This window comes from Dorea sp. 210702-DFI.3.125 (genome assembly GCF_020560945.1).
Lineage (GTDB): Bacteria > Bacillota > Clostridia > Lachnospirales > Lachnospiraceae > Dorea > Dorea formicigenerans.
On record NZ_JAJCNF010000002.1, the window covers coordinates 85,509 to 106,058 of the forward strand.

The window sequence follows — 20,550 nt, forward strand, 5'->3', positions numbered from 1 at the left end:
AAAAGCCTCCGGCAGGATGCGCACTCGCGCGAATAAGAATTATGTCGCAAGCGACCGCGCTCGGCGTGAGAATGTGCCAAGGCACATTCGTTGTTCTTAAAACTGTGAAAATTTTGATCCCATCCACGGCCGGATTCCGGCAATCATTTTTTCGTCAGGCTCAATCAGAATATTATACATCTGCTGATTTAGAAAAATAATGATGGAATAAATTGCCGCATTTCCCTCTCCGGAAGTATAATCGCAGGTTTTTACTGGCTTAAAAGAAGCAAGCTTACTGGATCCTTTTGGGGCAATCATCTCAGCTTCTTTGATATCAAAAGAGCAGAGCTCTTTTCTTTTTGACTTGCTGTAAATTGCGGTGATATCCAGTTCATGGTTGACCAGTGAATACTCATACTCAACACTAAGATTTGGAAAAATGTAAAAATAAGCAGTAACACCAAGTACTACAGCGATGATAATAGACAGAAATCCTAGAAACAGAGCACCGATCGTTAAAAATAAAATTATGAAAACTACAACGATGATGCGAATAACTAACGGATTTCCTTTTTGTTTTTTTGTTATAAGTTGTTCATGAAAATTATCATTCATGTGAAACATTCCTTTCTGATTGTAAGTAATTCAGTATCATGATCGCAATTTTAAAGGTCATAGCGTCCTCGAACTGACGAAGGTCAAGACCTGTTCTTTTTTCGACTTGTTCCAGTCGGTAAATAAGTGTATTGCGATGCATATGAAGCTGTCGTGCAGTTTCTGCAATGTTCAGGTTGTTCTGGAAGAATTTGTCGATGGCAGCTAAAGTGTCCTTATCTAAATGTTCGGAAGTTATATCACCGAATATCTCAAAAAGAAAATCTTCGCAAAGTTTTTCGGGCAACTCGTGAAGCAATCGTCCAATCCCTAACTTGTTAAAAGGAAATACAGATTGTTCTGAATAAAAAAGTTTACCAACTCTCAATGCAAGCGCAGTCTGTTTATAAGCAGAAGGCAGGGCGTGCAGATCGGGAATAAGATCGCTGTAGGCAATCTGTACATGAGTCAGCGCTTCCATACTCAGAGTATCGATCATGGTATGTGCCAGATCGTGAATATCTTCGGATGTGCAGCCATCTTTTGCCGGATAAAGCATTGCAAGTTGAAATTCATTTACAGGAACGATATATATTTTTTCTTGAAATGGAAACAACTGTTTCAATACCTCTGTAACTGTTTCGTCCATTTTTTTTGAGGATTCGAGCAAAAAAAGATAACGAGGTTTTACAGCACGAATATGTAATCTGGCGGCACGTTCACTAATCTCGCAATCCTGTGCAGTACCTGTCATGAGATTTAACAAAAAATAATTCTTGTTATACTTCTCTTTATAAGCAGCACAAAGAGAACGAATCTGCCGGATTGACTCATCTATCTTCTCTTTGGAATCTTCCGGTTGTATGTGAATATCCAAAGCGATGCCGGTTGCCCGTGTAAGCTCTTCTAATGCTTTGGAAAGTTCCTGAGATTGCTCCATAAAAATAACCCTCTTTTGCATAAATTAGAAAGAGCTGCACCTTCGTACAGCTCTTTCATTGTATCTTCCATAACAGTAGAACCGTTATTGTTATTTTATACGATTAGTTTGAAATCGTCAACTCTGTCTCTTTGTCGAAGATATGGATCTTGCTCATGTCAAATGTGAAGGAAGCTTTATCTCCGCTTCTGAGCTCTGTTCCGGAACCAACTCTTGCAGTTACCTGAGTTCCTGCAACATCGAAGTATAAGAATACTTCAGCTCCAAGAAGCTCATATACGTTAATTGTAGAGTGAACAGTACCTGCATTCTCACCTGTAAATGTAGCTGCAACATGTACATCCTCCGGACGGATTCCGAGGATAACTGTCTTTCCGGCATATCCTTTATCGATGAGAGCCTGTTTTTTATCAGCTGGCACTGGAAGCTCATGTCCACCAACAGAAAGTGTAACATCAGATCCATTAACCTTAACTTCAGCATCTAAGAAGTTCATCTGAGGTGATCCGATGAATCCAGCTACGAACAGGTTGCATGGTTTTGTATAGAGGTTCTGAGGTGTATCTACCTGCTGAACAACTCCATCTTTCATAACAACAATTCTTGTACCAAGAGTCATAGCCTCTGTCTGGTCATGTGTTACATAGATGATTGTAGCACCTAAATTCTCATGCAGTTTTGCAATCTCAATACGCATCTGAACACGAAGTTTTGCATCCAGGTTTGAAAGAGGCTCGTCCATAAGGAATACCTTTGGTTTACGAACGATTGCACGTCCCATAGCAACACGCTGTCTCTGTCCACCGGAAAGAGCTTTTGGCTTACGGTCAAGAAGTTTCTCAAGGTCGAGGATTCTTGCTGCCTCGCGAACTTTTTTGTCGATTTCGTCTTTTGGTACTTTACGAAGTTTCAGTCCGAATGCCATGTTGTCATATACTGTCATATGTGGATAAAGAGCGTAGTTCTGGAATACCATAGCGATATCTCTGTCTTTTGGCTCTACATTATTCATTACTTTTCCGTCAATCTTCAGTGTACCGCCGGAAATATCCTCAAGACCTGCGATCATACGAAGTGTTGTTGATTTTCCACATCCGGAAGGTCCAACGAAGATGATGAACTCTTTGTCAGCGATTTCAAGATTGAAGTCTTTAACTGCCTGGAATCCATTAGAATATACTTTCTGGATTCCCTCTAATGATAAACTTGCCATTTTGTGTAATCCTCCTTAAAGAAAATAAATAGTTCTCTTGTAATCTGATATCAGTATAGAACAAATGGGAGGGAGGTACAATGTAAGCAGTGACTAAAAAATTGGTGAAATGATGTACATTTTGACTAGTTGAATCTGATATTTTGTTTTATAAAGATTATTTGATAAAATATTAGATTAACTGTTTAAAATGCAAAGAGGGATTGATTTCTTGTCAAGTGAGCTACTAGTGTGGTAAAATAAATTAAATATGTAATTTCTAACAAAAGTAATAAAGATAGAAGCAGGAGGATGAGATTGTGATTAATCAGTTAATTGCGAATATTAAGAAGACGGGCGCACCGATCGTGGTTGGTCTGGATCCAATGTTAAAATATATTCCGGAGCATATCCAGAAGAAGGCGTTTGCTGAGTTTGGTGAGACACTTGAGGGAGCTGCAGAGGCTATATGGCAGTTCAATAAGGAAATTGTGGACAAGACTTATGATCTGATTCCAGCTGTGAAACCTCAGATCGCTATGTATGAGCAGTTCGGTATTCCGGGACTTGTTGCATTTAAGAAAACAGTAGATTACTGTAAATCAAAAGGATTGGTTGTAATCGGAGATATCAAACGTGGAGATATCGGATCAACATCTTCTGCTTATGCGGTTGGACATATTGGTAAAGTGCAGGTAGGAAGCAAGACTTACGCACCATTTGATGAGGACTTTGTGACAGTCAATCCATATCTTGGATCTGACGGTGTGAATCCGTTTATAGATGTATGCAAAGAGGAAAAGAAAGGTCTTTTTATCCTTGTTAAGACTTCTAACCCGTCAAGTGGAGAGTTCCAGGATCAGATGATTGACGGACGTCCACTCTATGAGCTGGTCGGTGAAAAAGTTGCACAGTGGGGAGAAGACTGCATGGGTGACGAGTACAGCTACATTGGAGCAGTTGTCGGAGCTACTTATCCGGAGATGGGAAAAGTACTTCGTAAAGTGATGCCGAAATCTTACATCCTTGTGCCGGGATATGGTGCGCAGGGAGGAAAAGGAAAAGACCTGGTACATTTCTTTAATGAAGATGGACTTGGAGCAATCGTAAACTCTTCTCGTGGAATCATTGCGGCATACAAGCAGGAAAAATACGCAAACTATGGTGAAGAAGCATTTGCAGATGCATCCAGAGCAGCAGTAGAGGACATGGTTGCTGATATTAGAGGCGCATTGGAGGCAAGATAAGATGGCGGATAAGAAAAAAGAACAGGCAATGGTTGTTTCTCAGGAGCAGATCGCTGATGGGATTTTCAGTATGTGGATTCATACAGAGGCAGCGCAGAGCGCCAGACCTGGACAGTTTATTTCTATGTATACAAAGGATGCAACAAAGTTATTGCCTCGTCCGATCAGTATCTGTGAGATTAACAAAGAAGACAGTCGCCTTCGTGTTGTATACAGAGTGACTGGAGAGAATACAGGAACAGAAGAATTTTCAAAGTTAAAAACAGGAGATGCAATCCCGATCATCGGACCTCTTGGAAATGGATTTCCGTTTGAAGCGGCTGAAGGAAAGAAAGTATTTCTTATGGGTGGAGGAATTGGTGTACCACCGATTCTGGAACTTGCAAAACAGATGAAATGTGACAAAAAACAGATTGTCGTAGGCTATCGTGATGCACAGACATTTTTAAAGGAAGAGTTCGAGCAGAACGGTGAGTTATACATTTCCACAGAGAATGGAAGTGTCGGAACAACGGGAAATGTTATGGACGCAATCCGTGAAAATGGACTGGAAGCGGATATGATCTATGCCTGTGGACCGACTCCTATGCTTCGTGCGATCAAGCAGTATGCCGAGGAACATAAGATTGTATGCTATATATCTCTGGAAGAGCGTATGGCATGTGGAATTGGTGCCTGTCTTGGCTGTGTGTGCAAGACAAAAGAGAAAGATGCCCACAGCAATGTGTGCAACAAGCGAATCTGTAAAGATGGTCCGGTATTCCTTGCTACGGAGGTGGAAATCTAATGAATATGAATGTAAACATCGCCGGAGTAGAATGGAAGAACCCGGTTACAGTAGCATCTGGAACATTTGGTTCCGGAGAAGAATTTTCTGAATTTGTGGATCTGAATAAACTGGGAGCTATCACGACAAAAGGTGTAGCTGATGTGCCATGGACTGGTAATCCGACCCCGCGTGTGGCAGAAGTTTACGGCGGTATGATGAATGCAATCGGACTTCAGAATCCTGGAATTGATCTGTTCTGCGAAAGAGATATTCCTTATCTTCAGAAGTATGACACGAAGATTATTGTAAATGTATGCGGTCATGCACCGGAAGAATATTTCAGAGTTGTAGAACGTCTGGCAGATGAGCCGATTGACATGATGGAAATCAATATTTCATGTCCAAATGTTAACGCTGGATTTCTGGCATTTGGGCAGGATGCAAAGAATGTAGAGAAGCTTACCGCAGATATTAAGAAAATCGCAAAACAGCCGATTATTATGAAGCTGACACCGAACGTAACAGATATTACTGAGATAGCAAAAGCTGCAGAAGCGGGTGGAGCAGATGCAATTTCTTTAATTAATACATTGACAGGTATGAAGATTGACATCAACCGCAAGACATTTGCGCTGGCAAATAAGACAGGAGGAGTGTCAGGTCCAATCGTGAAACCGGTAGCTGTGCGCATGGTATACCAGGCAGCACATGCAGTCAATATTCCAATCATCGGAATGGGCGGAATCGCAAGTGCAGAAGATGCAATTGAGTTTATTTTAGCAGGAGCGAGCGCAGTATCTGTCGGAACAGCAAACTTCCATAATCCTGCAGTGACTATGGATGTCATTGACGGAATCGAAGCTTATATGAAGAAAAACGGCTTTGAGAACGTGGCTGACATGGTTGGCATTGTGGAGTAGTATAAAAACGGTATAAAAATAGTGTTAAAATGCCACTGAGATTGCAGAATGTAATTTTCAGTGGCATTTTGTATGAAAGGCAAAAGAAATGTTAAATGTATTTTTAGTTGGTATTGGTGGTATGGTTGGGTCTATGCTCCGTTATGGAGTGAGCATGCTTCCGATGGAGTGTGGTGATGGATTCCCGATAAAAACATTGCTTACTAATATTGTGGGCTGTTTCTTGATTGGAATTATTGTGATGCTAAGTGGAAAATACAGTAAACTTTCTCTGGAGATGACATTGATGTTAAAAACTGGTGTGTGTGGAGGCTTTACTACATTTTCTACATTTGCATTAGAGTCCGTGACGTTGATTCAAAAAGGTGATATTCTTAGTGGACTACTGTATATTGTGTTTAGTGTGGCAGGAGGCATGTTGGCAGTAGTGCTTACGCAGTTTTTGTAGAGAAGAATCGATAAGTTTTTGGAACAGTTACAGTTTGAAAATGTCTACAGTGTATGGTAAGATAGAAAGAAATAAAAGAACGTATCAGGTATATGCACCTGTAGAATATGGAGGAAGAATAACAATGGAAGCTTACAAACAGGAATTTATTGACTTTATGGTAGAGAGCGATGTGCTCAAATTTGGAGAATTCACATTAAAGAGTGGAAGAAAGTCCCCATTCTTCATGAATGCGGGAGCATATGTGACTGGTTCACAGCTTAAGAAGCTCGGAGAGTATTATGCAAAAGCAATTCATGAGACATATGGAGATGACTTTGATGTACTGTTCGGACCTGCATACAAGGGAATCCCGCTTGGAGTTGTAACAGCAATCGCTTACAGTGAATTATATGGAAAAGAGGTTCGTTATTGTTCTGATCGTAAGGAAGAGAAAGATCACGGTGCAGATAAGGGAAGCTTTCTTGGAAGCAAGTTAAAAGATGGTGACCGTGTGATTATGATCGAGGACGTAACAACTTCCGGAAAATCTATGGAAGAGACTGTTCCGAAGGTAAAGGGAGCTGCTGATGTTACAATTGTAGGACTTATGGTATCTTTGAACCGTATGGAAGTTGGAAAAGGCGGAGAAAAATGTGCCCTTGATGAGATCAAAGACCTGTATGGATTTGAAACAGCAGCAATTGTAAGTATGGCAGATGTAGTAGAGCATCTGTATAACAAAGAGTGTCAGGGAAAAGTTGTCATCGACGATACATTGAAGGCAGCAATCGACGCATACTATGAGCAGTACGGTGCAAAATAAATGAAGCACGTAGCAATCCGTAGGCATCACAAAGCCCTGACAGGGTTTGAATGATAAGAAATAGAAAGAGGATAATATGAACGAGAAGGCATATAAGACAATGAGCCTTGCAGGTGCGGCCGGAATCACAGTCGGGATCATTGTGATGGTCACAGGCGTGGCTGCAGGAATTATCTCCATTGTCAGCGGAGCAAAGTTATTAAAAGACAAAAAAGGACTTACGTTTTAAAATCTGATAAGATCAGAGGATAAGACATTTGACTGGACGGAAAGGAAGCAATATTTTTGAATTCCAGAAAAAGAAAGGCACTCAGAGGACTTGGGAAAGTATTATTTGTCCTTTACATCGGGTTCCTGATATATTTTCTTATATTTTCCGACTGGTATGGCAGAACGGGCGAGATGCAAGAATACCATTATAATCTCGTCCTGTTCAAAGAAATCAAGAGATTTTGGCAGTACCGGCATCAGTTGGGATTTTTTGCTATGTTCACGAACCTGTTTGGAAATGTAATTATATTTATACCATTCGGGTTCTTTTTACCTATGGCAAGCAAATATCGTAGCTGTTTTGCTACACTGTTCTGGAGCTTTGGATTAAGCTTGTGTGTAGAAACATTTCAGCTTCTTACGAAAGTCGGAAGCTTCGACGTAGATGATATTCTACTTAACACGATCGGAGGAGTTGCAGGTCATATTATATTTGTGATCTGTGTAGCAATAAGGAGGAGACATGTTCGGAAAAGATAAGAAAAAACGAAGCAGACGTGTAAATACAAAATATGGCCAGAAGACTTTGAAACATGCGAGAAAGGGAATCCAATCCTGCATGATGGCTGTGCTTTGTGCAGTGATTTTAATTGTGATGATTCTTGTGTCATTTCTGATGAAGGGAAATGTAAATATAATCGTAGGATTTCTTTGTTTTGCACTGCTTGCACTGGCAGTTTATGGATTCAGACTCGGACTTCGGGGTCTGAATGAACGAGATAAGAAATACATAACCTGCAAAGTCGGAATCGGGGTAAATGGATTGGTTCTTGCAGGAGTTGCAGCAATATTTATCAGGGGGCTTGTGTAGATGACAGAGATGAGATATGAATTAGCAATCGAGAGAATTGAGAATATAAAGGGTGAAAATACAGTCAGTGAAAAATACCGGGATTATTTTCGGACACTGGCTGATTTTGCACTTTTAGTTGATAAATTAAAAGAAAAAATTGAAAATGGTGAGTATTATAAGTTTTCAATTGAAGAATTAGAGTGTTGGAATACACATTTGTATGATGACGTGCTTGGAGAGCATTATAAGACAAGTTATGCCAATCCGGCATTTGCAACAGAAAAATTCGGCATAGAATACGGCCGGCTTTTGAGTTTTCTATATACAGAACTTCGTGGTGTGATTCCATATGCATTTGAAAAGAAAACAGAATATCTAGATATTTTGTTTGAATTATTCATTGAAGTTTATAATCAGTTTGAGGAAGAAAACGAGCCGGAATATGAGCATGTGAGACAGACGATTTATTGGTATGCCAGCGATTATTGTGACGTATTTTTGGCAGACCGCATCAAAGAACAGATTGACCCGGAAGATAATTTTGCTGCGGATCTGATTATGAACAGTGATTTTAATGATGTGCGTTATCTCTATTATTACGGAGAGTATGTCAGTGAAAACGAGAAGCGCACTGCCATGCACCTGAATGAGCTGCCACTTGAGACAATACAGAAAATGGCAGATGTGTATACAGAAGGTTACCGGATTGGATTTGTAAATACAGGCAAGAATCTGTCAAAGAAAGCAACAGTCAATATTCGCTATACGCTTGGGTTCGAGCGGGTGATTCGGATTGCTATTGAGAATTTTCGGAAAATGGGACTAAAGCCGACGATTTACCGTGCCGGTGTCAGTGTCCTTACAAAGAGGCAGCATTTGAAAATCGGATATTACGGAGGTATTGCAAATAAGCAGTACGAGTATGACCACAAGGACGATCAGGCACTGATCTTAGATCGCCAGTTCATGGAACGGAAGCTGGAAGTCATGCGGACAACTTACGAACAGTATAAAGACCTGGCAAGACGTCATGCAGGTCCGGCATGCATGGAGACATTTGGCGAGGAGCCATTTACACCAGTGTCAAAATCAGAGGCGGTAAAGCTTAATGATAAGCAGAAGGAAATCTCGCTTGAATATGACAGTAAATCCAGTCAGATTGTAAATAGCTATATTCCGGGAGACGAGAGAAGTTTCACAATCGTAGCGTATCCTGTTCCGGAGATTGGAGATCAGTACGAAGAGATTTTTGATGAGATTATCAAGATCAATACATTAGATGCAAAAGTTTATGAGAGGGTTCAACAGACCATTATTGATGCATTAGATCAGGGAACAAGTGTGCACATTCTTGGAAACAACGGTAACCATACAGATCTTCGGGTGCAGCTTTATAAATTGAAAGATCCAAAGAAGGAGACGATTTTTGAAAACTGCGTGGCAGATGTTAACATCCCAGTGGGAGAAGTTTTTGCATCACCGGTTCTGGAAGGAACGAACGGGGTTCTTCATGTAAGTCAGGTTTACCTGAATGAACTATTATACAAAGATCTGGAAGTAACGTTTTCAAATGGAATGGTGGCAGATTACAGCTGCAAGAACTTTGAACATGAACTGGAGAATAAAGAATACTTTTTAGATAATGTTCTTTATCGTCACCCGACATTGCCGCTTGGCGAATTTGCAATCGGTACGAACACGACTGCGTATGTAGCAGCGAAGAAATACAATATTGCCGATAAGATGCCAATTCTGATCGCCGAGAAAATGGGACCGCATTTTGCAGTTGGCGACACATGCTATAGCTGGGCAGAGGACATTAAAGTATACAATCCAAATGGCAAAGAAATTGTGGCAAGAGATAATTCGGTATCCATTCAGAGAAAAGAAGACGTCTCAGCAGCATATTTCCATTGTCATACAGATATTACGATTCCTTATGAAGAATTGAAGAGTATTACCGTAGAATGCGCGGATGGAAACGAGATAGAAATTATCCGTGACGGAATATTTGTGCTTCCGGGCACAGAGATTTTAAATGAACCATTGAAAAATTCTAATAAATAGGGTATGATTTATTTGTTGAACTTATAAGAAAGGGTGAATGCTATGCCAAGAGTAGGAATTATAATGGGAAGTGACTCAGACCTTAAGGTCATGAGCAAAGCAGCAGTCATGCTGGAAGAATTAGGAATTGATTATGAGATGACAATCATCTCCGCACACCGTGAGCCGGATGAACTGATCGAGTGGACACGCAGTGCAGAAGGACGCGGAATGAAAGTTATGATTGCGGGAGCTGGAATGGCAGCAGCCCTTCCGGGAATGTGTGCAGCATTGTTTGCCCTTCCGGTTATCGGGGTTCCGCTTTCGGGAAAGAATCTGGACGGAATGGACGCAGTCTTTTCTATTATGCAGATGCCACCGGGAGTTCCGGTAGCAACAGTAGCAATTGACGGAGCAAAGAATGCAGCGATTCTTGCGGCAAAGATCCTTGCAGCTTCCGATGACGCATTACTTCAGAAGTTAAAAGATTATACAACCGGACAGAAAGAGGCAGTGAAAGCAAAAGCAGCAAAATTAGATGAAGTTGGATATGAGGCATATCTGGCATCTAAGTAAAAAGATCAGTAAATAAAAATACAATAAACGTACATAAGGAGACGAGTTATGGATTATAAGAATGCAGGTGTGGATATCGAGGCTGGTTACAAATCAGTAGAACTTATGAAAGAGCATGTAAAGAAAACTATGCGCGAAGAAGTACTTGGCGGTCTTGGTGGATTTTCCGGTGCATTTTCTCTTGCAAAGATTAAAGAAATGGAAGAGCCGGTTCTTCTTTCAGGAACAGACGGATGTGGAACAAAAGTAAAACTGGCTATGATCATGGACAAGCATGATACTATCGGAATTGATGCAGTTGCAATGTGTGTAAATGATATCGCTTGTGCAGGTGGAGAACCATTATTCTTCCTGGATTATATTGCATGTGGAAAGAATTATCCAGAGAAAATTGCTTCTATCGTAAGTGGTGTGGCAGAAGGATGTATCCAGTCAGAAGCAGCACTGATCGGTGGCGAGACTGCGGAACATCCGGGACTGATGCCGGAGGATGAGTATGATCTTGCAGGATTTGCAGTTGGTGTATGTGATAAGAAGGATATGATCACAGGTGAGAATTTAAAAGACGGAGATGTTCTGATCGGTATGGCATCTACAGGAGTGCACAGCAATGGATTTTCTCTTGTAAGAAAAGTATTTGACATGACAAAAGAGTCTCTGGACACATATTATGATGATCTTGGAACAACACTTGGCGAGGCACTTCTTGCTCCGACCAGAATTTATGTGAAAGCATTAAAGAGCATTAAAAATGCAGGTGTGACTGTAAAAGCATGCAGCCATATTACAGGTGGCGGTTTCTATGAAAATGTGCCAAGAATGCTGATTGATGGAGTGAAAGCGGTTGTTAAAAAAGACAGCTATCCAATCCCGCCAATTTTCACAAAACTTGCAAAAGATGGAAATGTTGATGAGCATGCGATGTATAATACATACAACATGGGTATCGGAATGATTGTTGCAGTTGATCCGGCTGATGTAGATAAGACTATGGAAGCAATTAAAGCAACAGGAGACAAACCGTATGTGATTGGTCATATTGAGGCTGGAGAAAAGGGAGTTACATTATGTTAAATGTAGTAGTTCTTGTATCTGGTGGCGGAACGAATCTTCAGGCTATTATTGATGCGGTGGAAAATGGGACAATTACGAATACGAAGATTGCAGGCGTGATCAGCAATAATAAAAATGCATATGCACTTGAGCGGGCTAAAAAACATGGAATTGCAAATTGCTGCATTTCCCCAAAAGATTATGCCAACAGAGCAACATTCAATCAGAAATTTCTGGAGAAGATGGATGAACTGAATCCAGATCTGATTGTGCTGGCAGGATTCCTTGTAGTGATTCCGCCAGAAATGATTGCAAAATACCGCAATCGCATCATTAATATCCATCCGTCTCTCATTCCGTCATTTTGCGGAACAGGCTATTATGGATTGAAAGTTCATGAGGCAGCACTCGCAAGAGGAGTCAAAGTTGTGGGCGCGACGGTTCATTTTGTAGATGAAGGAACAGACACCGGTCCGATTATTTTACAGAAGGCAGTGGAAGTTGAAGAAGGAGATACACCGGAAGTATTGCAGAGACGTGTCATGGAGCAGGCAGAGTGGAAGATACTTCCGAAAGCAATTGACTTGATCGCAAATGGAAAAGTAAAAGTAGAGGATGGAAGAACTCATATTATATAGTAAGAATACGAACTGTAGGGAAACTTGCAGTTCGTTTTGATGCATGAAAACCTATATCGTAAAAGCAGCAGGAGGGAATAAAATGAAAGTATTAATCGTAGGTGGCGGCGGAAGAGAGCATGCAATTGCACAAAGTGTTGCAAAGAGTGAGAAGGTCGATAAGATTTACTGTACACCGGGAAATGCCGGAATTGCAGCACTGGCAGAATGTGCACCTATCGGAGCGATGGAGTTCGATAAGATTGTAGCCTTTGCTAAGGAAAAAGAAGTAGATCTTGTAATTGTAGGAATGGACGATCCGCTTGTAGGCGGCCTTGTAGATGAACTGGAAAAAGCAGGGATTCGTGCATTCGGTCCAAAGAAAAATGCAGCAATTCTGGAAGGCTCCAAAGCATTTTCAAAAGATTTAATGAAAAAATACAATATCCCAACTGCAGCATATGAGAATTTTACAGATCCGGATGCGGCAATTAAGTATCTGGAGACAGAGGCAAAATTTCCAATTGTATTAAAAGCAGATGGACTGGCTCTTGGGAAAGGAGTTTTGATCTGCAATACACTGGAGGAAGCAAAAGATGGTGTCAAAGAGATTATGATGGATAAGAAATTCGGTTCTGCAGGAAATGAGATGGTCATTGAAGAATTTATGACAGGTCGTGAAGTTTCCGTACTTTCTTTTGTAGATGGCAACACAATTAAGACCATGACAAGTGCTCAGGATCACAAGCGTGCCGGAGATGGAGATACTGGACTCAACACTGGAGGAATGGGAACATTTTCACCAAGTCCATTTTATACAAAGGAAGTTGAAGATTTCTGCAACAAATATGTATATCAGGCAACAGTCGATGCTATGAAAGCAGAAGGCCGCCCATTCAAAGGAATTATTTTCTTCGGACTCATGCTGACACCAGACGGACCGAAAGTACTGGAGTATAATGCCAGATTTGGAGATCCGGAGGCTCAGGTCGTACTTCCAAGAATGAAGAATGATATTATTGAAGTCATGGAAGCCTGCATTGATGGAACATTGGATCAGATCGACCTTCAGTTTGAAGACAATGCAGCAGTGTGTGTCGTGCTTGCAAGTGACGGATATCCGGTAAAATATGACAAAGGTCTGCCAATCATAGGATTGGAGGAATTTGATAAACACGATGGTTACTATTGCTTCCATGCCGGAACAAAATTTGACGGAGACCAGATCGTTACAAACGGAGGTCGTGTCCTTGGTGTGACAGCAAAAGGAAAGAACTTGAAAGAAGCGAGAGCTAATGCTTATGCAGCAACAGAATGGGTAAAATTTGACAATAAGTATATGAGACATGATATTGGAAAAGCTATTGATGAAGCTTAGTTTACTATTATCGGAAGTTTGACTGGAAGTAAAAACTTGACAAATCATTTCAAAAGGATAAGATAAAATAGACAAGATGTAAGTCTTGTCTATTTTCGTATAGGAAAAGGCATTTTGTTAAAAAGAACAAGTACAATAGAAGCAGGAGGGCGTCATATGGATTACATACACGAGATTGGGAAGCGTGCAAAATCAGTTTCTGCACAGGTTCAGCATCTTTCCCAAAATCAGAAAAATGAAGGACTTCGAAGAGTAGCGGAAGAACTGGAAAATCAGAAAAGCTATCTTATGGCAGAAAATGAAAAGGATATTGAAAAAGCTGAGAAAGACGGTATGAAAGCATCTCTGATTGACCGTCTTCGCCTGACGGAAGAAAGAATTGCCGGAATGGCTGAAGGTCTCAGACAGATTGCTGATCTGGAAGACCCAATTGGTGCAACATTGTGGGAAAAGGTCAGACCGAATGGCCTTCGTATTGGAAAAAGAGTGGTTCCACTTGGGGTAGTCGGAATCATTTATGAATCGCGCCCGAACGTAACGGCAGATGCTTTTGGACTTTGCTTTAAGACAGGAAATGTTGTAATCCTACGTGGAGGTTCTGATGCAATCCATTCCAATCTTGCCGTGACAAAGGCGATTCGGGAAGGTTTGAAAAAATGTAATCTTCCAGAGGATGCGATTCTTCTTGTTGAAAATACAGATCGTGCAGTTGTCAATCAAATGATGAAGCTAAATAAATATATTGATGTATTGATACCAAGAGGAGGAGCAGGACTCATTGCAAATGTAGTGCAGAACAGTACGGTCCCGGTTATTGAGACAGGAACCGGAAACTGTCACATTTTTGTGGACGAGACTGCAGACCTTGACATGGCAGTCCCGATTGTTGTCAATGCAAAGACACAGCGTCTCGGCGTATGCAATGCATGTGAATCACTTGTGGTTCATGAAAAAATCGCAGAACAGGCCATTCCGGTTATTTATAAAGCGCTTTGTGAAAAAGGCGTAGAAGTCCGGGGGGATGAGTGTACTCGCGAGATTGTACCGGAGATTGTGACGGCAACAGAAGAAGATTGGGGCACAGAGTACCTGGATGCGATCATTTCCATGAAGATTGTTTCTTCCATAGAAGAGGCAATTGCACATATTAACAAATACAATACCGGACATTCCGAGTCCATTATTACAAAAGATTATACAAATGCACTAAAATTCCAGGACGAGATTGACGCGGCAGCAGTTTATGTCAACGCATCGACCAGATTTACGGACGGATTTGAATTCGGATTCGGAGCAGAGATAGGAATCAGCACACAGAAATTGCATGCAAGAGGACCAATGGGATTAGAAGCACTCACTACGACAAAGTATGTGATTTTTGGAGATGGACAGATTCGCCCGTAAGAAACAGAAAAAACTATGAATTTGCTTACGAAAGTATTTGAGCCGTCACTCCGTTGCACAAAGCATTCCGACAAGCCTGACAGAACAAAAATCATGTCAGTAAAGACTACCATGATTTTTACAGTCTTGTCTCCATAATGCAAAGTCGGACGGTCATAATACTTTCGATAGCAAATATGGAGTTCTACGAATTTTGCAAGTTTCTTAGAGAGAATTAAGAGGTAGACTTGGGGACGAAAGTTTATCATATGTCGCACTTTTACAGGCAGAAGGATAAAGAGTAAAGATTAAAATATGCTGTGAAATTGTGCAAAAGTATTCATGAGATTGGATAATATGCATAATATTAAAAAGTTATGCATAAACACTTGAATATTATACATATAAGTTGTATAATCATGCACATGGATTGAAGTGTATACAATGATAGTTTTAGATTTTATAATATAAGGAAGGTACAAAAATGATAAAAGTAGGAATCATCGGAGCCACAGGCTATGCAGGTGGAGAACTCGTTCGTATTTTAATGGGACATAAGGAGGCAGAAATTGTGTGGTATGGCTCAAGAAGCTATATTGATCAGAAGTATGCAGATGTATATCGCAATATGTTTCAGATTGTAGATGCAAAATGCATGGATGACAATATCGAAGCATTGGCAGATCAGGTAGATGTGATTTTTACAGCGACTCCTCAGGGATTTCTGGCTTCTGTCATTAACGAGAATATTTTAGGCAAGACAAAAATTGTAGATTTAAGTGCAGATTTCCGTATCAAAGATGTTAAGGTATATGAAAAATGGTATGGTATCGAGCACAAGAGTCCGCAATTTATTGAAGAAGCTGTTTATGGACTTTGCGAAGTGAACCGTGATAAAGTAAAAGGCGCAAGACTGATCGCTAATCCGGGCTGCTATACAACTTGCTCTATTCTGACAGCATATCCGCTGGCAAAAGAAGGGATCATTGATATGAGGACACTCATTGTAGATGCGAAATCCGGTACTTCCGGAGCAGGAAGAGGAGCAAAGGTTCCAAATCTTTTCTGTGAAGTCAATGAGAACATGAAAGCTTACGGTGTAGCATCTCACAGACATACACCGGAGATTGAAGAACAGCTTGGATATGCGTCAGGTGAAAATGTGACCATCAGTTTCACACCACATCTTGTTCCGATGAATCGTGGAATACTGGCAACAGAGTATGCTACATTGAAAAAAGATGTAACAGGTGAAGAAGTAAAAGCAATTTATGATAAATATTATGCAGACGAGAAGTTTGTGCGTGTGCTTGGTGAAGGCGTATGTCCGGAGACAAAATGGGTAGAAGGCAGCAATTATGTAGATATCGGATTCAAATTGGATCCAAGAACGAACCGTATTGTTATGATGGGAGCCATCGATAACCTTGTAAAAGGTGCAGCTGGACAAGCGGTTCAGAATATGAACCTTCTTTTCGGACTTCCGGAAAGCGAAGGACTGGAACTTGTTCCGATGTTCCCATAGAACAAATCTGAGGGGAGAAATAAAATGATACGAACAATGACAATTGAAGATTATGAACAGGTGCATGATCTTTGGATGAAAATACATGGTTTTGGAATTCGAAGTGTGGATGATTCAAAAGAAGGTGTGGAGCGCTTCTTAAAGAGAAATCCAACAACGAGTGTGGTGGCAGTTGAAGATGATAAGATTGTTGGTGCTATTTTATGTGGACATGATGGAAGAAGAGGGTGTCTCTATCATGTCTGTGTGGATGAAGCATACCGCATGCGCGGAATCGGAAAAGCAATGGTTGTATTTGCAATGGAAGCACTAAAAACAGAAGGAATCAACAACGTTTCTTTAATTGCATTTACAAAGAATGATATAGGAAATGCATTCTGGAAAGAGATTGGCTGGAAGAAGCGGGAAGATTTGAATTATTACGACTTTATATTAAATGAGGCGAATATCACTGCATTTATTCAGTAACTGAGAATGAGGCAAGTGCGAAGTGCAGAGCAATCTGCAGGCATCATAAGAATGCCGAGGCATTCTTGAATATGAAGAAAAAGCTTTGTAAAATAAGTGAATAAATAGAAGGAAACTTCAGGAGGAATATATGAAACAGATAAAAGGCGGCGTAACAGCTGCGAAGGGATATGAGGCTGCAAGTACAGCCGCAGGGATTAAATATCAGGGACGTACCGACATGGCATTGATCTATAGCCAGGTGCCTTGTGTATCTGCAGGAACCTTTACAACAAATGTTGTAAAGGCAGCCCCGGTTAAATGGGATCGCCAGATAGTAGACAGTGGCGCAGGCGTGCAGGCAGTTGTTGTAAACTCAGGAATTGCCAATGCATGTACCGGTGAAGAAGGCATGGGATATTGCAAAGAGACAGCCGAGACAGCAGCGAAAGCGCTTAATATTGACGCAGCAGGTGTCCTGGTTGGTTCCACAGGAGTCATCGGAATGCAGCTTCCGATGCAAAAGCTGGTGGACGGAATCCAGGTGCTGGCAGGAAAGAAAGCAGAAGGTCTACAGAGCGGACACGATGCAGCTCTTGCAATCATGACGACTGATACAGTAGAAAAAGAGATGGCAGTTGAGATAGAGATTGGCGGCAAGACAGTCACAATCGGAGGGATGTCCAAAGGTTCCGGTATGATCCACCCAAATATGTGCACGATGCTTGCATTTATCACAACAGATGCCGCAATTACAAAAGAGGCACTGCAGAAGGCGCTGAGTGAAGACGTAGAAGATACTTATAACATGATTTCTGTAGATGGAGATACATCTACCAATGATACAGCAATTCTTCTTGCAAATGGTCTGGCAGGCAATCAGGAGATCACTTACGCAAGTCCGGAGTATGAGACATTTAAAGAGGCACTTCACATGGTCAACGAGACACTTGCCAAGAAAATGGCAGGAGATGGAGAAGGAGCGACTGCTTTATTTGAGGTGAAAGTCGTAGGAGCAGAGAGTATAAAGCAGGCAAAGACACTTGCAAAATCAGTTGTATGTTCCAATCTTACAAAGGCTGCAATTGCCGGACATGATGCAAACTGGGGAAGAATTCTCTGTGCAATGGGATATTCCGGTGTACAGTTTGATCCGGAAAAGGTGGATCTGTTCTTTGAAAGTAAGGCTGGAAAGCTTCAGATTATTGAAAATGGTGTGGCAACAGATTATAGTGAAGAAGCAGCCACAAAGATTTTATCTGAGCCTGAGATCACAGCAACGGCAGATATCAAAATGGGCGATTACAGTGCGACCGCATGGGGCTGTGATCTGACACATGAATATATCAATATTAACGCAGATTACAGAAGTTAAAGTACAGATAATTGCTAGAAACTAGTAGTTGGACGACAGAAGGGAAGTTTTTGGACATGAATAAAGATATGCAGCAATATTTGGATAAAGCAGAAGTACTGATTGAGGCGCTTCCATATATCCAGCGTTTTAACCGTAAGATTATCGTAGTAAAATATGGTGGAAGTGCCATGGTTGACGAGGAACTCAAAGCAAGAGTCATTCAGGACGTCACACTTTTGAAACTGGTAGGCTTCAAACCGATCATTGTTCATGGCGGCGGTAAGGAAATCAGCCGCTGGGTTGGAAAAGTTGGTATGAAACCGGAATTTAAGAATGGACTTCGTGTGACCGATGAGGCAACTATGGAGCTGGCTGAGATGGTTCTGGGCAAGGTAAATAAAAGTCTTGTTCAGCTTGTAGAGAGCCTGGGAGTCCGCGCGATCGGAATCAGTGGAAAAGACGGAAGACTTCTCTCTGTAAAGAAAAAATATGCAAATGGTGAAGATATCGGATTTGTCGGTGATGTGACAAATGTAAATGCAGATATTCTTTACGATCTTCTGGAAAAAGATTTCCTTCCAATCATTTGCCCGGTAGGACTGGACGATGACAACAATACATACAATATTAATGCAGATGATGCAGCATGTGCGATTGCAAAAGCCATGAAAGCAGAGAAGCTTGCATTCCTGACAGATATTGAAGGAGTCTATAAGGATCCACAGGATTCATCCACACTGATTTCTGAACTGACAGTATCAGAGGCTCATAAGCTGGTGGGAGATGGATATATCGGTGGCGGAATGCTTCCGAAGATCAACAACTGTATCGAGGCTATTGAGAGTGGGGTATCCAGGGTTCATATTCTGGATGGAAGAATTCCACACTGCCTGCTGCTTGAAATCTTTACAAACAAAGGAATTGGTACAGCTATTTTAAATGACAGTGAGAGAAGGTATTATGATGGAGAATAATCAGACAAATACATATATGGAAGAGACAAACTCAGAACTGGTCCATACATATAACCGTTTTCCGGTTGTCTTAGATCATGGTGAGGGTGTTTATCTTTATGATACAGAAGGAAAGAAGTATCTGGATTTTGCGGCAGGAATTGCGGTATGTGGACTTGGATACAGTAATGAAGAGTATAAGACGGCATTAAAAAATCAGATCGATCTTCTGACACATACTTCGAATTTATACTATAATACAACGTGCGGAAAAGCAGCAAAAGCACTTTTGAAAGCATGTGAGATGGATAAAGTATTTTTTACTAACAGTGGTACGGAGGCAATTGAAGGTGCATTAAAAGCTGCCAGAAAATATGCTTACAAAAAAGGTACCGGACGTTATGAGTTCATTGCTATGGAGGATTCTTTCCATGGAAGAAGCATGGGAGCATTGTCTGTTACCGGAACAGAGCATTACAGAACGCCATTTGAGCCACTGATACCGGGCGTGAAATTTGCAAAATACAATGACCTTGACAGTGTAAAAGCACTGGTAAGTGATAAGACATGCGCAATTATTCTGGAAGCTCTTCAGGGGGAAGGCGGAATCACTCCGGCTACTGATGAATTTATGAAAGGACTCCGCCAGATTTGTGATGAAGAAGGAATTCTTCTGATTTGTGACGAGATTCAGTGTGGTATGGGACGTACAGGTTCTATGTTTGCATGGCAGGGATATGGTGTAAAACCGGACATCATGACGATGGCAAAAGCAATTGGAAATGGAGTTCCGGTAGGAGCATTTGCCATGACAAAAGAAGTGTCAGAATATTCTCTTGAGCCGGGAGATCACGGAACAACTTACGGTGGAAATCCGCTGGCGTGCGCAGCAGTTGCCAAGACGCTGGAGTTATTTGAAAAATACGATCTCACAGCTCATGTGCGTGAGATTGGCGCATATCTGACAGAAAAGCTGGATGAACTTGTTGCAGCAAATGACGCAGTTCTGGAGAGACGAGGAATTGGACTTATCCAGGGGATTAAGGTTAAGAAGCCGGTAGGAGAGATTAGCTCGGAGGCACTGAAAGAAGGACTTCTTATTATCAGTGCAAAGGGGAATGTACTTCGCCTGGTTCCGCCACTTGTGATTGAAAAAGAGCATGTAGATGAGATGCTGGAGATTTTGAAAAAGGTTCTGTAATAATAGCAGAGTGAAAAAATGTGGAGCAATCCGCAGGCATCATGAAATGTATCT

General features: G+C 41.2%; 22 protein-coding genes. 19 read left to right on the forward strand and 3 right to left on the reverse strand.

Annotated elements, in window-relative coordinates; translation table 11 throughout:
* Window positions 1–96: 96 nt before the first annotated feature.
* From LI164_RS01510 to LI164_RS01520, 3 genes are all read right to left on the reverse strand, one after another.
* The gene (locus tag LI164_RS01510; protein WP_005334477.1) at window positions 97–597 is read right to left on the reverse strand and encodes a hypothetical protein; all 501 of its coding nucleotides are present in this window, start codon (window positions 595–597) and stop codon (window positions 97–99) included.
* Complete coding sequence (locus tag LI164_RS01515; RefSeq protein ID WP_227086643.1) at window positions 590–1,516, reverse strand: CdaR family transcriptional regulator; 927 nt, start codon at window positions 1,514–1,516, stop codon at window positions 590–592. The genes LI164_RS01510 and LI164_RS01515 overlap by 8 nt, the downstream gene beginning before the upstream one ends.
* A gap of 103 nt (window positions 1,517–1,619) precedes the next feature.
* Window positions 1,620–2,729, reverse strand: coding sequence for an ABC transporter ATP-binding protein (locus tag LI164_RS01520; protein WP_005337043.1), 1,110 nt, complete (start codon window positions 2,727–2,729; stop codon window positions 1,620–1,622).
* A 299-nt stretch (window positions 2,730–3,028) separates the two neighbouring features.
* Between LI164_RS01520 and pyrF the strand changes: the two genes are divergently transcribed.
* The 19 genes from pyrF (at window position 3,029) to LI164_RS01615 (ending at window position 20,496) form a co-directional block, all read left to right on the forward strand.
* Window positions 3,029–3,955, forward strand: coding sequence for an orotidine-5'-phosphate decarboxylase (gene pyrF / locus LI164_RS01525; protein WP_005334472.1), 927 nt, complete (start codon window positions 3,029–3,031; stop codon window positions 3,953–3,955).
* A gap of 1 nt (window position 3,956) precedes the next feature.
* A complete protein-coding gene (locus LI164_RS01530) occupies window positions 3,957–4,742 on the forward strand; it encodes a dihydroorotate dehydrogenase electron transfer subunit (RefSeq protein ID WP_117495089.1) in 786 nt (261 codons plus the stop codon).
* A complete protein-coding gene (locus LI164_RS01535) occupies window positions 4,742–5,644 on the forward strand; it encodes a dihydroorotate dehydrogenase (protein ID WP_227086644.1) in 903 nt (300 codons plus the stop codon). The genes LI164_RS01530 and LI164_RS01535 overlap by 1 nt, the downstream gene beginning before the upstream one ends.
* A gap of 88 nt (window positions 5,645–5,732) precedes the next feature.
* Entirely contained in the window at window positions 5,733–6,092 is a 360-nt protein-coding gene (gene crcB / locus LI164_RS01540; RefSeq protein WP_227086645.1) for a fluoride efflux transporter CrcB, read from the forward strand.
* 124 nt (window positions 6,093–6,216) lie between these two features.
* Window positions 6,217–6,897, forward strand: a complete 681-nt coding sequence (gene pyrE, locus LI164_RS01545; protein ID WP_005337048.1) for an orotate phosphoribosyltransferase — start codon at window positions 6,217–6,219, stop codon at window positions 6,895–6,897.
* A 76-nt stretch (window positions 6,898–6,973) separates the two neighbouring features.
* Entirely contained in the window at window positions 6,974–7,126 is a 153-nt protein-coding gene (locus tag LI164_RS01550; RefSeq protein WP_005334464.1) for a hypothetical protein, read from the forward strand.
* 56 nt (window positions 7,127–7,182) lie between these two features.
* Window positions 7,183–7,647, forward strand: coding sequence for a VanZ family protein (locus LI164_RS01555; protein ID WP_117495091.1), 465 nt, complete (start codon window positions 7,183–7,185; stop codon window positions 7,645–7,647).
* Window positions 7,631–7,978, forward strand: coding sequence for a DUF6142 family protein (locus LI164_RS01560; protein ID WP_005334460.1), 348 nt, complete (start codon window positions 7,631–7,633; stop codon window positions 7,976–7,978). Before LI164_RS01555 ends, LI164_RS01560 begins: the two co-directional genes overlap by 17 nt.
* Window positions 7,979–10,027, forward strand: a complete 2,049-nt coding sequence (locus LI164_RS01565; protein WP_227086646.1) for an aminopeptidase — start codon at window positions 7,979–7,981, stop codon at window positions 10,025–10,027.
* A gap of 42 nt (window positions 10,028–10,069) precedes the next feature.
* Window positions 10,070–10,582, forward strand: coding sequence for a 5-(carboxyamino)imidazole ribonucleotide mutase (gene purE, locus LI164_RS01570; RefSeq protein ID WP_005334457.1), 513 nt, complete (start codon window positions 10,070–10,072; stop codon window positions 10,580–10,582).
* A 48-nt stretch (window positions 10,583–10,630) separates the two neighbouring features.
* Window positions 10,631–11,656: a phosphoribosylformylglycinamidine cyclo-ligase gene (gene purM, locus LI164_RS01575; RefSeq protein ID WP_005334455.1), complete on the forward strand. Its 1,026-nt coding sequence runs from the start codon at window positions 10,631–10,633 to the stop codon at window positions 11,654–11,656.
* A complete protein-coding gene (gene purN / locus LI164_RS01580) occupies window positions 11,650–12,273 on the forward strand; it encodes a phosphoribosylglycinamide formyltransferase (protein ID WP_022279138.1) in 624 nt (207 codons plus the stop codon). The genes purM and purN overlap by 7 nt, the downstream gene beginning before the upstream one ends.
* An 82-nt stretch (window positions 12,274–12,355) precedes the next feature.
* Window positions 12,356–13,630: a phosphoribosylamine--glycine ligase gene (gene purD / locus LI164_RS01585; RefSeq protein WP_227086647.1), complete on the forward strand. Its 1,275-nt coding sequence runs from the start codon at window positions 12,356–12,358 to the stop codon at window positions 13,628–13,630.
* Between the two features lie 156 nt (window positions 13,631–13,786).
* Window positions 13,787–15,034: a glutamate-5-semialdehyde dehydrogenase gene (locus LI164_RS01590; protein WP_227086648.1), complete on the forward strand. Its 1,248-nt coding sequence runs from the start codon at window positions 13,787–13,789 to the stop codon at window positions 15,032–15,034.
* 463 nt (window positions 15,035–15,497) lie between these two features.
* Complete coding sequence (gene argC, locus LI164_RS01595) at window positions 15,498–16,538, forward strand: N-acetyl-gamma-glutamyl-phosphate reductase (protein ID WP_005334447.1); 1,041 nt, start codon at window positions 15,498–15,500, stop codon at window positions 16,536–16,538.
* Window positions 16,539–16,562: 24 nt separating this feature from the next.
* A complete protein-coding gene (locus LI164_RS01600; protein ID WP_005337066.1) occupies window positions 16,563–17,006 on the forward strand; it encodes a GNAT family N-acetyltransferase in 444 nt (147 codons plus the stop codon).
* A 130-nt stretch (window positions 17,007–17,136) separates the two neighbouring features.
* Window positions 17,137–18,360: a bifunctional glutamate N-acetyltransferase/amino-acid acetyltransferase ArgJ gene (gene argJ / locus LI164_RS01605; RefSeq protein WP_227086649.1), complete on the forward strand. Its 1,224-nt coding sequence runs from the start codon at window positions 17,137–17,139 to the stop codon at window positions 18,358–18,360.
* A gap of 56 nt (window positions 18,361–18,416) precedes the next feature.
* Window positions 18,417–19,316 (forward strand): acetylglutamate kinase, encoded by a 900-nt coding sequence (argB, locus tag LI164_RS01610; RefSeq protein ID WP_022279143.1) that lies wholly within the window; start codon window positions 18,417–18,419, stop codon window positions 19,314–19,316.
* A complete protein-coding gene (locus LI164_RS01615; protein ID WP_105309057.1) occupies window positions 19,306–20,496 on the forward strand; it encodes an aspartate aminotransferase family protein in 1,191 nt (396 codons plus the stop codon). The genes argB and LI164_RS01615 overlap by 11 nt, the downstream gene beginning before the upstream one ends.
* The last annotated feature ends 54 nt before the right edge of the window (window positions 20,497–20,550 follow it).